Below are 12,515 nucleotides of genomic sequence, written 5' to 3'. Positions count from 1 at the left end.
CTTTTTAGTGAGGTAAAATCTGCTGATGAAATACCGAAGCAAAATATGCGAATACAAACCCAAGCGGGAAAGAGAAAATCATTGACCAGCCGTTGACTAATTCTTCTTCGTTGCTGATCCTTATCGCTTCAAAATAACCATATAGAAAATGAATAATCGACAATATAAATGTTATCATCATCAATGAGTAGGATAGATTCATCATTTGCCCTCCCCTTAATTCCGAGACTTTGACACTTAATTCCGAGACTTTGACACTTAATTCCGAGACTTTCAACTAATTCCGAGACTTTGACACTTAATTCCGAGACTTTCAACTAATTCCGAGACTTTGACACTTAATTCCGAGACTTTCAACTAATTCCGAGACTTTGACACTTAATTCCGAGACTTCCACACTTTATTCCAAGACTTTCAACAATCTATTACTACTAGTACATGCCGATGATAGAGAGTTTATGACAAGAAAAGGATAAGGATCCGATGGAAAAGTCCGGGTTTGGCTTTTTAGGCGGATCCGTTCCGACCGAGGAATTGGGCGATGGAATAGAAATAAATGGTAGGGATTATATAAATTTTGATAGGATAAAAAAAGCACCGAAAAAAACATCGGTGCTTTTGGCAGAATCTATTTTCTTTTTAAGACAAGTGATTTAGAAGCAGTGAGCATCAATACTAAGACGATTGAGCAAATGATAAATGTAGGCACCATGTAGGAAGCGTTATAGCCGGCTGAATACAGCAGAACGGGCTTATCACCTGCAAATTCTGCAAAGAATACAGCTCCAGCAAGTGTATGTGCTGCAAATCTAAGGAAACTTCCCAGAAAAGCTGCTGCCACTACGTAAGCAATTAATCGTCCTCTGTTAAGAGGATTCAAAGAGCTTTGGACTTGTTTATAGAATACTCCTCCGGCACCTACCACGGTAAATGCGACAAAATAGTCAAGAAACCCCTGGACTGGATGCACTAACGTTTATTTGTCTGCATAGCTTTTCCCCTTTTCGGCATTCGACTGGGGCTGTTTTTTTCCATAATAAAAAGCAATGCGGGGAATGTCGGATGGTTTCCACGCACTGCTTTGGTTGGGTTATCACTAGATCCATCGCCACATCCCTACGTAAGCTTTAACTATACAGGTTCAACGGGTCTGAACACAACGTTCACTCTCAGCCGAATGGCTCCCCAAGTGGTCAAATGCAATATATGATTTAGACACTACTATACAGGAAGTTGCAAAATTCGACAAGGTTAAATTTTGATTTTTTTCAGAAAATAATGGGAAGCTCTTTTATCGTCTTTACAAGGGTCCAAAATCTTGCTATAGTTTCCATGAATCCAATATATGCAGGGGAGCTGAGTGAACTTGGCTGAGAGGATACTGATTCTTGTATCGACCTTTTAACCTGATCTGGGTAATGCCAGCGGAGGGAATGCGGAAGATGCATATTTTTCCATAACTTTGCGAATGCGTTAAGGCTGCCCCAGTGGCAGCCTTTTTTGTGGTTCGGTCAGATATTCATATATTAATAAATTTTAAGGAGGATAAAAAATGTCCAGTGTAAATCTAGCATTTCAGGTGCTGCCTAAATCATCAGAAGGGAATACATATGAAATCGTCGACAAAGCGATCGAGGTTGTTCAGCAATCAGGAGTTAAATATGAGGTCGGTGCGATGGAGACGGTGATGGAGGGAGAGCTTGATGAACTGATTAATATTGTTAAGCAAGCGCAGGATGCCTGTATTTCAGCCGGTGCCTCTGAGGTAATGACTCACATGAAAATTCATTACCGTCCAAAAGAAGGGGTCACAATGGATGAAAAACTTAAGAAATATCGTTAAAACACTTTCAGGAATTGCGCTTCCTGGTATAGTGCTGCTGTCATTCCTCTTTTTGTGGGAATTGGCTGTCATCGTATCAAAAGTGGAAGAATGGATTCTGCCGCGTCCGACTCATATTTTCATCACGCTTGCAGAAATGAGGGGAACGATAGGCGGACATATCGTGCAGACTCTGTCTGAAGCAGTGCTTGGTTTATTGATCGCTGTAACAGCGGGTGTATTGATTGCTATCTTAATAGACATGTCAGATTGGATTCGAAAAGCAGTTGAACCGCTGCTTGTTCTTTCGCAAACCATTCCTATTATAGCGCTTGCTCCATTGCTTATCATCTGGTTTGGATTCGGCATTTTTCCTAAAGTAATTGTCGTGGCGCTCGTTTGTTTCTTTCCGATCGCCATCAATCTGTCTGACGGCTTCCGTTTAATAGACAGGGATATGGTGAAGCTCATGAGAACGCTTGGAGCCAGCCGCAGACAGATGTTTTTAAAATTGAAGCTTCCTGCTGCAACACCTTTCTTTTTTTCAGGGTTAAAAATAGCCGGAACATACAGTGTGATGGGGGCGGTTATCGGAGAGTGGCTGGGTGCAAGCAAAGGACTCGGCATTCTATTGACTCGATCTTCCCAGTCGTTTCAAACAGATAAAGTATTTGCAACAATCGTCTTAATAGTAGGTTTAAGCTTAATAATTTTTGCACTCATTGAAATACTGGCAAGAATCATGATGCCCTGGAAATATAAGCAGCAAAAGCATTCTAACTAGCTACGGGGGAGAAAAAATGAAAAAACTCTTATTTATTCTATTTAGTTTAGTATTCATCTTATCTGGATGCGGATCAGCGGAAAAAACCACTAATGAGGAATTAAAAAAAGTGAAGATTATGCTTGATTGGTTTCCAAACACAAATCATACAGGCATTTATGCAGCGAAAGAAAATGGCTTCTATAAAGAAGAAGGTCTTGATGTTGAAATAGTTGAACCTGGTGAAGGAGTCAGTGCGGATCAGATCGTTGCTTCTGGTGAAGTTGATTTTGCTGTCAGCCATCAGGAGAATATTACACATGCAAGATCAACTGGAGTGCCGATTGTTTCAATAGGAGCAATCATACAGGAGAATACTTCTGCATTCGCTTCTTTAAAAGAAGAAAACATCACTTCTCCAAAGGACTTCGAAGGAAAACGTTACGGGGGATGGGGTTCTCCTACAGAAGAAGCTGTTATTAAAGCTGTAATGGATAAATCGAATGCAGACTTTGAAAAAGTGGATTATGTCACGCTTGGAGCAACAGACTTTTTCAAGTCGATTGGACGCGATACAGACTTTCAGTGGATTTTCCAGGGATGGGATGGGGTTGAGGCTGCTCGCCAGGGAATTGAATTGAATTACATCTATTTAAAAGACCTTGATCCAGCATTAAACTATTACACTCCAGTTATTGCAACAAGCGAATCCAAAATTGCAAAAGACAAAGAAATGGTTCAGTCCTTCATGAAGGCCACATCAAAGGGTTATCAATTTGCCATTGAAGAGCCGGAAGAAGCAGCGGATATTCTGATTAAAAATGTACCTGAGATCAATGCTGAGCTAGTAAAGGAAAGCCAAGTGTGGCTAAGTGATCAGTATCAGGGAAAAGCAAAGCAATGGGGCATTCAAGATGAAAAAGTCTGGAATAGATATGCCGATTGGATGTATGAACGAAAGCTGATTGAAGAGAACATTGAACCAAGTGAAGCTTTTACAAATGAGTTCCTGCCCGAAGGAAAGGAATAGCATGCTGACTCTTTCTCAAATCAGCAAATCTTATTCTGGAGATCAGCATGTCCTGATGCCGACAGACCTGAATGTGAAAAAAGGCGAATTTGTAAGCATTATTGGACCAAGCGGCTGCGGAAAAAGCACATTGCTTGATATAATAGCCGGCATCAATAAGCCGACTAAAGGCCGTGTAAAGTACAATGGAGAAGATATTACAAATAAAACCGGTCTTGTCGGCTATATGCCCCAAAGTGATGTATTGTTTCCATGGAGAACGGTTTTGGATAATGTTATTCTTCCATTAGAAATACAAGGTACCGGGAGAGATGAGGCGCGCAATCAAGCACGCGGCCTTTTCCCGAAATTCGGACTTGCAGGATATGAAGATCATTATCCCTTTATGCTCTCAGGCGGAATGAGGCAGCGCGCCAATTTCCTTAGAGCATACCTAAACAATAAAGAACTCCTTCTATTAGATGAACCGTTCGGCAAGCTTGATGCGATGACAAGACTTGAACTGCAGAAGTGGTTTATCCAAATATGCGAGGAAACAGATCAGACAGTGATATTCATTACACATGATATGGATGAAGCCATCTTCCTGTCAGACAGAATCTTCATCCTCTCACCAAGACCTGGATGCATAATAGAAGAAGTGAACGTAGAATTTACACGGCCAAGGAAAGAAAATCTCATTACAAGTTCTGAATTTGCTTTACTTAAAAGGAGATTGCTTGATGTTCTTCATTTAAAACAGACCTGATTCAAATAGAAATTGACGCACTGAATTTCAGACAAATTCAGTGCGTTTTCGATAATTAAAATCTTTTTTTATAAAATGATAAAAAAGCTATTGCAAAGGGGGATTCAGCGTGGTATATTATTATTCGTTGCCGCGAAAAACGCGAAAAAGCAACACAGCCTGAAAAAAAGAAAAGCAAAATAAACGCTTGACTTTAAAACGGCAAAATGTTATATTAATAAAGCTTCGCTTGAGGCAAATGATCTTTGAAAACTAAACAAAACCAAAAGCGTACCAAACGTTTTAAATTTTTGAAGTCAGCAACAAATTGAGTCACAAATTTTCTTCGGAGAGTTTGATCCTGGCTCAGGACGAACGCTGGCGGCGTGCCTAATACATGCAAGTCGAGCGAACTTCTTCGGAGGTTAGCGGCGGACGGGTGAGTAACACGTGGGCAACCTGCCTGTAAGACTGGGATAACTCCGGGAAACCGGAGCTAATACCGGATAGTATCTTGAACCGCATGGTTCAAGTTGGAAAGACGGTTTCGGCTGTCACTTACAGATGGGCCCGCGGCGCATTAGCTAGTTGGTGAGGTAATGGCTCACCAAGGCAACGATGCGTAGCCGACCTGAGAGGGTGATCGGCCACACTGGGACTGAGACACGGCCCAGACTCCTACGGGAGGCAGCAGTAGGGAATCTTCCGCAATGGACGAAAGTCTGACGGAGCAACGCCGCGTGAGTGATGAAGGTTTTCGGATCGTAAAACTCTGTTGTTAGGGAAGAACAAGTGCGAGAGTAACTGCTCGCACCTTGACGGTACCTAACCAGAAAGCCACGGCTAACTACGTGCCAGCAGCCGCGGTAATACGTAGGTGGCAAGCGTTGTCCGGAATTATTGGGCGTAAAGCGCGCGCAGGCGGTTTCTTAAGTCTGATGTGAAAGCCCCCGGCTCAACCGGGGAGGGTCATTGGAAACTGGGAAACTTGAGTGCAGAAGAGGAGAGTGGAATTCCACGTGTAGCGGTGAAATGCGTAGAGATGTGGAGGAACACCAGTGGCGAAGGCGACTCTCTGGTCTGTAACTGACGCTGAGGCGCGAAAGCGTGGGGAGCGAACAGGATTAGATACCCTGGTAGTCCACGCCGTAAACGATGAGTGCTAAGTGTTAGAGGGTTTCCGCCCTTTAGTGCTGCAGCTAACGCATTAAGCACTCCGCCTGGGGAGTACGGTCGCAAGACTGAAACTCAAAGGAATTGACGGGGCCCGCACAAGCGGTGGAGCATGTGGTTTAATTCGAAGCAACGCGAAGAACCTTACCAGGTCTTGACATCCTTTGCCACTTCTAGAGATAGAAGGTTCCCCTTCGGGGGACAAAGTGACAGGTGGTGCATGGTTGTCGTCAGCTCGTGTCGTGAGATGTTGGGTTAAGTCCCGCAACGAGCGCAACCCTTGATCTTAGTTGCCAGCATTCAGTTGGGCACTCTAAGGTGACTGCCGGTGACAAACCGGAGGAAGGTGGGGATGACGTCAAATCATCATGCCCCTTATGACCTGGGCTACACACGTGCTACAATGGATGGTACAAAGGGCTGCGAGACCGCGAGGTTTAGCCAATCCCATAAAACCATTCTCAGTTCGGATTGCAGGCTGCAACTCGCCTGCATGAAGCTGGAATCGCTAGTAATCGCGGATCAGCATGCCGCGGTGAATACGTTCCCGGGCCTTGTACACACCGCCCGTCACACCACGAGAGTTTGCAACACCCGAAGTCGGTGGGGTAACCGCAAGGAGCCAGCCGCCTAAGGTGGGGTAGATGATTGGGGTGAAGTCGTAACAAGGTAGCCGTATCGGAAGGTGCGGCTGGATCACCTCCTTTCTAAGGGTATATGAGGACGCTTTTGGTTTTTGTTTAGTTTTGAGAGATCATTCTCTCTATGATAGAAGACAAATCATCTGATTTGTCGGTTGTTCTTTGAAAACTAGATAACGTAATTGATAACAAGTAATTCACTGAGATTTACGCTTACCATAATTAGTGATTTTCTAGACATTTATGTCTAAACAAACAACGAAATGCGAAACGCATCTTATGATGCGACTGACCATTTAGGTTAAGTTATGAAGGGCGCACGGTGGATGCCTTGGCACTAGGAGCCGATGAAGGACGGGACTAACACCGATATGCTTTGGGGAGCTGTAAGTAAGCTTTGATCCAGAGATTTCCGAATGGGGAAACCCACTGTTCGTAATGGAACAGTATCTTTATCTGAATACATAGGATAATGAAGGCAGACCCGGGGAACTGAAACATCTAAGTACCCGGAGGAAGAGAAAGCAAACGCGATTTCCCAAGTAGCGGCGAGCGAAACGGAATTAGCCCAAACCAAGAGGCTTGCCTCTTGGGGTTGTAGGACACTCTATACGGAGTTACAAAGGAACGGGGTAGATGAAGCGACCTGGAAAGGTCCGTCAGAGAAGGTAATAACCCTGTAGTCGAAACTTCGTTCCCTCCAGAGTGGATCCTGAGTACGGCGGGACACGAGAAATCCCGTCGGAAGCAGGGAGGACCATCTCCCAAGGCTAAATACTCCCTAGTGACCGATAGTGAACCAGTACCGTGAGGGAAAGGTGAAAAGCACCCCGGAAGGGGAGTGAAAAGATCCTGAAACCGTGTGCTTACAAGTAGTCAGAGCCCGTTAATGGGTGATGGCGTGCCTTTGTAGAATGAACCGGCGAGTTACGATCCCGTGCAAGGTTAAGTTGATGAGACGGAGCCGCAGCGAAAGCGAGTCTGAATAGGGCGTTTTAGTACGTGGTCGTAGACCCGAAACCAGGTGATCTACCCATGTCCAGGGTGAAGTTCAGGTAACACTGAATGGAGGCCCGAACCCACGCACGTTGAAAAGTGCGGGGATGAGGTGTGGGTAGCGGAGAAATTCCAATCGAACCTGGAGATAGCTGGTTCTCTCCGAAATAGCTTTAGGGCTAGCCTCAAGTATGAGAGTCTTGGAGGTAGAGCACTGATTGGACTAGGGGCCCTCATCGGGTTACCGAATTCAGTCAAACTCCGAATGCCAAAGACTTGCTCCTTGGGAGTCAGACTGCGAGTGATAAGATCCGTAGTCAAGAGGGAAACAGCCCAGACCACCAGCTAAGGTCCCAAAGTATACGTTAAGTGGAAAAGGATGTGGAGTTGCTTAGACAACCAGGATGTTGGCTTAGAAGCAGCCACCATTTAAAGAGTGCGTAATAGCTCACTGGTCGAGTGACTCTGCGCCGAAAATGTACCGGGGCTAAACGTATCACCGAAGCTGTGGACTGTTCTTACGAACAGTGGTAGGAGAGCGTTCTAAGGGCGTTGAAGCTAGACCGTAAGGACTGGTGGAGCGCTTAGAAGTGAGAATGCCGGTATGAGTAGCGAAAGAGGGGTGAGAATCCCCTCCACCGAATGCCTAAGGTTTCCTGAGGAAGGCTCGTCCGCTCAGGGTTAGTCGGGACCTAAGCCGAGGCCGAAAGGCGTAGGCGATGGACAACAGGTTGATATTCCTGTACCACCTCCTCACCATTTGAGCAATGGGGGGACGCAGGAGGATAGGGCAAGCGCGCTGTTGGATATGCGCGTCCAAGCAGTTAGGCTGAGAAGTAGGCAAATCCGCTTCTCATATAAGGCTGAGCTGTGATGGCGAGGGAAATTTAGTACCGAAGTTCCTGATTCCACACTGCCAAGAAAAGCCTCTAGCGAGGTGAGAGGTGCCCGTACCGCAAACCGACACAGGTAGGCGAGGAGAGAATCCTAAGGTGAGCGAGAGAACTCTCGTTAAGGAACTCGGCAAAATGACCCCGTAACTTCGGGAGAAGGGGTGCTTTTTAGGGTTCATAGCCCTGAAAAGCCGCAGTGAATAGGCCCAGGCGACTGTTTAGCAAAAACACAGGTCTCTGCGAAGCCGCAAGGCGAAGTATAGGGGCTGACGCCTGCCCGGTGCTGGAAGGTTAAGAGGAGAGGTTAGCGCAAGCGAAGCTTTGAATTGAAGCCCCAGTAAACGGCGGCCGTAACTATAACGGTCCTAAGGTAGCGAAATTCCTTGTCGGGTAAGTTCCGACCCGCACGAAAGGCGTAACGATCTGGGCACTGTCTCAACGAGAGACTCGGTGAAATTATAGTACCTGTGAAGATGCAGGTTACCCGCGACAGGACGGAAAGACCCCGTGGAGCTTTACTGTAGCCTGATATTGAATTTTGGTACAGCTTGTACAGGATAGGTAGGAGCCTTGGAAGCCGGAGCGCCAGCTTCGGTGGAGGCATTGGTGGGATACTACCCTTGCTGTATTGAAATTCTAACCCACAGCCCTGATCGGGCTGGGAGACAGTGTCAGGTGGGCAGTTTGACTGGGGCGGTCGCCTCCTAAAATGTAACGGAGGCGCCCAAAGGTTCCCTCAGAATGGTTGGAAATCATTCGCAGAGTGTAAAGGCACAAGGGAGCTTGACTGCGAGACCTACAAGTCGAGCAGGGACGAAAGTCGGGCTTAGTGATCCGGTGGTTCCGCATGGAAGGGCCATCGCTCAACGGATAAAAGCTACCCCGGGGATAACAGGCTTATCTCCCCCAAGAGTCCACATCGACGGGGAGGTTTGGCACCTCGATGTCGGCTCATCGCATCCTGGGGCTGTAGTCGGTCCCAAGGGTTGGGCTGTTCGCCCATTAAAGCGGTACGCGAGCTGGGTTCAGAACGTCGTGAGACAGTTCGGTCCCTATCCGTCGTGGGCGCAGGAAATTTGAGAGGAGCTGTCCTTAGTACGAGAGGACCGGGATGGACGCACCGCTGGTGTACCAGTTGTCTTGCCAAAGGCATCGCTGGGTAGCTATGTGCGGAAGGGATAAGTGCTGAAAGCATCTAAGCATGAAGCCCCCCTCAAGATGAGATTTCCCATCACATTAGTGAGTAAGAACCCTGAAAGATGATCAGGTTGATAGGTCTGAGGTGGAAGCACGGTGACGTGTGGAGCTGACAGATACTAATCGTTCGAGGACTTAACCACAGTCTAATATGTGTAAATGTAAGTGAATCTTGTTATCAAACGTTATTTAGTTTTGAAAGAATAACTTCTTTCAAAAAAAAAGCTTGAAATCTTTTGATTTCATAGTATAATAATTTTTGTCACTATGTCTGGTGATGATGGCAAAGAGGTCACACCCGTTCCCATGCCGAACACGGAAGTTAAGCTCTTTAGCGCCGATGGTAGTTGGGGGTTTCCCCCTGTGAGAGTAGGACGTTGCCAGGCTAATGACAAAAATATTCAAGCGGAGGATTAGCTCAGCTGGGAGAGCATCTGCCTTACAAGCAGAGGGTCGGCGGTTCGAGCCCGTCATCCTCCACCATATATTCTTGTTGTTAACATGCTGCAAAAGAGATTAGCAAAAAAGTATTACTTACCTCATATGCCGGTGTAGCTCAATTGGTAGAGCAACTGACTTGTAATCAGTAGGTTGGGGGTTCAAGTCCTCTTGCCGGCACCATTCGGTCTGAAACCGAATTAAGATATAAATTAATTACGTGCCATTAGCTCAGTCGGCAGAGCACGACCGAGTAATCTTCGAAGCTTACGCTTCAGCACACAAATCGAGCCACTCCTTGAATAATCTTTCTGAGATTTGGGTGTCTTGCAAAACTAAAGAGTGTTTTCTTAACTAAGTGCCATTAGCTCAGTCGGTAGAGCATCTGACTTTTAATCAGAGGGTCGAAGGTTCGAGTCCTTCATGGCACACCATTTTTCCTTAATATGCGGGTGTGGCGGAATTGGCAGACGCGCTAGACTTAGGATCTAGTGTCTTTGACGTGGGGGTTCGAGTCCCTTCACCCGCATCATATTTTGCGGAAGTAGTTCAGTGGTAGAACACCACCTTGCCAAGGTGGGGGTCGCGGGTTCGAATCCCGTCTTCCGCTCTTACTTGCGCCGGGGTGGCGGAACTGGCAGACGCACAGGACTTAAAATCCTGCGGTAGGTGACTACCGTACCGGTTCGATTCCGGTCCTCGGCACCACTTATATCATATATGCGCCCGTAGCTCAATTGGATAGAGCGTTTGACTACGGATCAAAAGGTTATGGGTTCGACTCCTATCGGGCGCGCCATATATACGGGAAGTAGCTCAGCTTGGTAGAGCACTTGGTTTGGGACCAAGGGGTCGCAGGTTCGAATCCTGTCTTCCCGACCATTTTCAACTTTTAATTAGGGGCCTTAGCTCAGCTGGGAGAGCGCCTGCCTTGCACGCAGGAGGTCAGCGGTTCGATCCCGCTAGGCTCCACCAATTAAATAGAATTAATTGACTTTGTTCCTGGGGCGGTGTAGCTCAGCTGGCTAGAGCGTACGGTTCATACCCGTGAGGTCGTGGGTTCGACTCCCTCCGCCGCTACCAAAAAAAAGGACCTTTAGCTCAGTTGGTTAGAGCAGACGGCTCATAACCGTCCGGTCGTAGGTTCGAGTCCTACAAGGTCCACCATTCTATTTAGTCTTTCGGAGGTATACCCAAGTCCGGCTGAAGGGATCGGTCTTGAAAACCGACAGGGGAGTCAAATCCCGCGGGGGTTCGAATCCCTCTACCTCCTCCATTATTATTTTAAATTAGTGAAATATCTTACTTCAGCAAACCGGTTGATACACAGCATAATCGGATGAGAAAGAGCTTGATTATTATTGTCGCGGGGTGGAGCAGTCTGGTAGCTCGTCGGGCTCATAACCCGAAGGTCGCAGGTTCAAATCCTGTCCCCGCAACCAAATGGTCCCGTGGTGTAGCGGTTAACATGCCTGCCTGTCACGCAGGAGATCGCCGGTTCGATCCCGGTCGGGACCGCCATTTTTACTTGATTTGCGCAGTATTAGTAAAATGCGGTGAAGATTTAATTAAAACAAATGGCTTGGTAGCTCAGTCGGTAGAGCAAAGGACTGAAAATCCTTGTGTCGGCGGTTCGATTCCGTCCCAAGCCACCATTTACCTTAATGATGTAAATGTTAAAAAATATAATAGTGGCGGTTGTGGCGAAGTGGTTAACGCACCAGATTGTGGCTCTGGCATTCGTGGGTTCGATTCCCATCAGTCGCCCCATTTTTATATTCATATTGCGGGTGTAGTTTAATGGTAAAACTCTAGCCTTCCAAGCTAATGTCGTGGGTTCGATTCCCATCACCCGCTCCATAATGGGCCTATAGCTCAGCTGGTTAGAGCGCACGCCTGATAAGCGTGAGGTCGATGGTTCGAGTCCATTTAGGCCCACCATTTCTGTTTTGTTGAAATAAGGTTTCAATATTATTCCGCAGTAGCTCAGTGGTAGAGCTATCGGCTGTTAACCGATCGGTCGTAGGTTCGAGTCCTACCTGCGGAGCCATATCTGGGGAAGTACTCAAGTGGCTGAAGAGGCGCCCCTGCTAAGGGTGTAGGTCGCGTAAGCGGCGCGAGGGTTCAAATCCCTCCTTCTCCGCCAGAAAGCCTGTTTTTGGCCCGTTGGTCAAGCGGTTAAGACACCGCCCTTTCACGGCGGTAACACGGGTTCGAATCCCGTACGGGTCATACTTAAAAGAGTGCTGCACATAGTGCAGCGCTTTTTTGTTGATTTTAAATGCTGAAACTTAGATTGTAAATCGATCAAGTCTATTATGGGATCTTTTAAGTAGCAGTCATTGTTGGTTATGAATCAAGCTGTATCTGCCTTTTCGCCTTACTATCCGAAATGATTCCCCTGCTCGCAGATTGCCCTTCCAACTATTTAAAAATAGTGTTGCAGCTCGCCAGAATAAATTCCACTTATAAAAAACAACTCAAAATCATTCTGAAAACTCGAATGGAGCTTCCGTTCATCAAAACTTCAGCACAGGTTATAAAAAAATAATTCACTTTCTTTTCCCCGGCCAAAAAAATATATTTTCAACAAATAATATAAATTTTTATAAAAATATCGAGCGTGAAGGTTTCATTAATCACAAACAGAGGTATAAGTAATGGTAATAAGAAAACAAAAGCGAAGAATAAAAAGATTTCGACAATTCTTACTCGTTTTGTCGAATTAACTGTTTTTGTGATATAACTTACTCGAATTACACTATTCGAATATCATGGTAGAAATTCCTGTATTTTCTTACACATAATGAATTATTTAGTATATTTGACTGATGT

General features: G+C 46.1%; 6 protein-coding genes, 21 tRNA genes, 3 rRNA genes and 2 riboswitches. Of the genes, 28 read left to right on the top strand and 2 right to left on the bottom strand.

Going from position 1 to position 12,515, the window contains the following annotated elements:
- Positions 1-4 precede the first annotated feature (4 nt).
- Complete coding sequence (locus tag LIT25_21250) at positions 5-202, bottom strand: hypothetical protein (protein USK33050.1); 198 nt, start codon at positions 200-202, stop codon at positions 5-7.
- 426 nt (positions 203-628) lie between these two features.
- Positions 629-970 carry an energy-coupled thiamine transporter ThiT gene (locus tag LIT25_21245; protein ID USK33049.1) on the bottom strand — a complete coding sequence of 114 codons (342 nt, stop codon included), beginning with the start codon at positions 968-970 and terminating at the stop codon, positions 629-631.
- 126 nt (positions 971-1,096) lie between these two features.
- Positions 1,097-1,198, bottom strand: a riboswitch (TPP riboswitch).
- A gap of 141 nt (positions 1,199-1,339) precedes the next feature.
- Positions 1,340-1,452: riboswitch (TPP riboswitch) on the top strand.
- Between the two features lie 100 nt (positions 1,453-1,552).
- Here LIT25_21245 and LIT25_21240 point away from each other — a divergent pair.
- The 28 genes from LIT25_21240 to LIT25_21105 all read left to right on the top strand — a co-directional run bounded on the left by LIT25_21240 (position 1,553) and on the right by LIT25_21105 (position 11,912).
- Positions 1,553-1,843 (top strand): MTH1187 family thiamine-binding protein, encoded by a 291-nt coding sequence (locus LIT25_21240; protein USK33048.1) that lies wholly within the window; start codon positions 1,553-1,555, stop codon positions 1,841-1,843.
- Entirely contained in the window at positions 1,818-2,606 is a 789-nt protein-coding gene (locus LIT25_21235) for an ABC transporter permease (protein ID USK33047.1), read from the top strand. Before LIT25_21240 ends, LIT25_21235 begins: the two co-directional genes overlap by 26 nt.
- 16 nt (positions 2,607-2,622) lie before the next feature.
- On the top strand, positions 2,623-3,615 hold the full coding sequence (locus LIT25_21230) for an ABC transporter substrate-binding protein (GenBank protein ID USK33046.1): 993 nt from the start codon (positions 2,623-2,625) through the stop codon (positions 3,613-3,615).
- A 1-nt stretch (position 3,616) separates the two neighbouring features.
- On the top strand, positions 3,617-4,363 hold the full coding sequence (locus LIT25_21225) for an ABC transporter ATP-binding protein (protein ID USK33045.1): 747 nt from the start codon (positions 3,617-3,619) through the stop codon (positions 4,361-4,363).
- A 322-nt stretch (positions 4,364-4,685) separates the two neighbouring features.
- Positions 4,686-6,222, top strand: a 16S ribosomal RNA gene (locus LIT25_21220).
- A gap of 233 nt (positions 6,223-6,455) precedes the next feature.
- Positions 6,456-9,385: ribosomal RNA gene (locus LIT25_21215) — 23S ribosomal RNA — on the top strand.
- 127 nt (positions 9,386-9,512) lie between these two features.
- A 5S ribosomal RNA gene (gene rrf / locus LIT25_21210) occupies positions 9,513-9,628 on the top strand.
- Together the 16S, 23S and 5S rRNA genes with 21 tRNA genes alongside form the textbook arrangement of a ribosomal RNA operon.
- 21 nt (positions 9,629-9,649) lie before the next feature.
- Positions 9,650-9,725: transfer RNA gene (locus tag LIT25_21205), tRNA-Val, on the top strand.
- Between the two features lie 62 nt (positions 9,726-9,787).
- A tRNA-Thr gene (locus LIT25_21200) sits at positions 9,788-9,863 on the top strand.
- A 175-nt stretch (positions 9,864-10,038) separates the two neighbouring features.
- Positions 10,039-10,114: transfer RNA gene (locus LIT25_21195), tRNA-Lys, on the top strand.
- A 14-nt stretch (positions 10,115-10,128) separates the two neighbouring features.
- Positions 10,129-10,209, top strand: a tRNA-Leu gene (locus tag LIT25_21190).
- Between the two features lie 9 nt (positions 10,210-10,218).
- Positions 10,219-10,290: transfer RNA gene (locus LIT25_21185), tRNA-Gly, on the top strand.
- 9 nt (positions 10,291-10,299) lie between these two features.
- Positions 10,300-10,388: transfer RNA gene (locus tag LIT25_21180), tRNA-Leu, on the top strand.
- Between the two features lie 14 nt (positions 10,389-10,402).
- Positions 10,403-10,479: transfer RNA gene (locus LIT25_21175), tRNA-Arg, on the top strand.
- A gap of 6 nt (positions 10,480-10,485) precedes the next feature.
- Positions 10,486-10,562 (top strand) — tRNA-Pro (locus LIT25_21170).
- 17 nt (positions 10,563-10,579) lie between these two features.
- Positions 10,580-10,655: transfer RNA gene (locus LIT25_21165), tRNA-Ala, on the top strand.
- Positions 10,656-10,686: 31 nt separating this feature from the next.
- Positions 10,687-10,763 (top strand) — tRNA-Met (locus LIT25_21160).
- 7 nt (positions 10,764-10,770) lie between these two features.
- A tRNA-Ile gene (locus tag LIT25_21155) sits at positions 10,771-10,847 on the top strand.
- A 16-nt stretch (positions 10,848-10,863) separates the two neighbouring features.
- Positions 10,864-10,956: transfer RNA gene (locus LIT25_21150), tRNA-Ser, on the top strand.
- An 89-nt stretch (positions 10,957-11,045) separates the two neighbouring features.
- Positions 11,046-11,122 (top strand) — tRNA-Met (locus tag LIT25_21145).
- Between the two features lie 3 nt (positions 11,123-11,125).
- Positions 11,126-11,201 (top strand) — tRNA-Asp (locus LIT25_21140).
- Positions 11,202-11,259: 58 nt separating this feature from the next.
- A tRNA-Phe gene (locus LIT25_21135) sits at positions 11,260-11,335 on the top strand.
- 39 nt (positions 11,336-11,374) lie between these two features.
- Positions 11,375-11,450: transfer RNA gene (locus LIT25_21130), tRNA-His, on the top strand.
- Between the two features lie 16 nt (positions 11,451-11,466).
- A tRNA-Gly gene (locus tag LIT25_21125) sits at positions 11,467-11,540 on the top strand.
- Between the two features lie 4 nt (positions 11,541-11,544).
- Positions 11,545-11,621: transfer RNA gene (locus LIT25_21120), tRNA-Ile, on the top strand.
- Between the two features lie 34 nt (positions 11,622-11,655).
- Positions 11,656-11,730 (top strand) — tRNA-Asn (locus LIT25_21115).
- Positions 11,731-11,735: 5 nt separating this feature from the next.
- A tRNA-Ser gene (locus LIT25_21110) sits at positions 11,736-11,826 on the top strand.
- A 14-nt stretch (positions 11,827-11,840) separates the two neighbouring features.
- Positions 11,841-11,912: transfer RNA gene (locus tag LIT25_21105), tRNA-Glu, on the top strand.
- Positions 11,913-12,515: the final 603 nt, after the last annotated feature.

Origin of the sequence: Bacillus sp. F19 (genome assembly GCA_023823795.1) — a bacterium.
Classification (GTDB): domain Bacteria; phylum Bacillota; class Bacilli; order Bacillales; family Bacillaceae; genus Bacillus_P.
This window is presented reverse-complemented; position numbering and strand designations above follow the sequence as displayed.

Excerpts from the sequence above, each read along its gene's own strand:
- LIT25_21250 (USK33050.1), bottom strand. The coding sequence starts at position 202 with ATGAATCTATCCTACTCATTGATGATGATAACATTTATATTGTCGATT.
- LIT25_21240 (USK33048.1), top strand. The coding sequence starts at position 1,553 with ATGTCCAGTGTAAATCTAGCATTTCAGGTGCTGCCTAAATCATCAGAA.
- LIT25_21235 (USK33047.1), top strand. The coding sequence starts at position 1,818 with ATGAAAAACTTAAGAAATATCGTTAAAACACTTTCAGGAATTGCGCTT.
- LIT25_21230 (USK33046.1), top strand. The coding sequence starts at position 2,623 with ATGAAAAAACTCTTATTTATTCTATTTAGTTTAGTATTCATCTTATCT.
- LIT25_21225 (USK33045.1), top strand. The coding sequence starts at position 3,617 with ATGCTGACTCTTTCTCAAATCAGCAAATCTTATTCTGGAGATCAGCAT.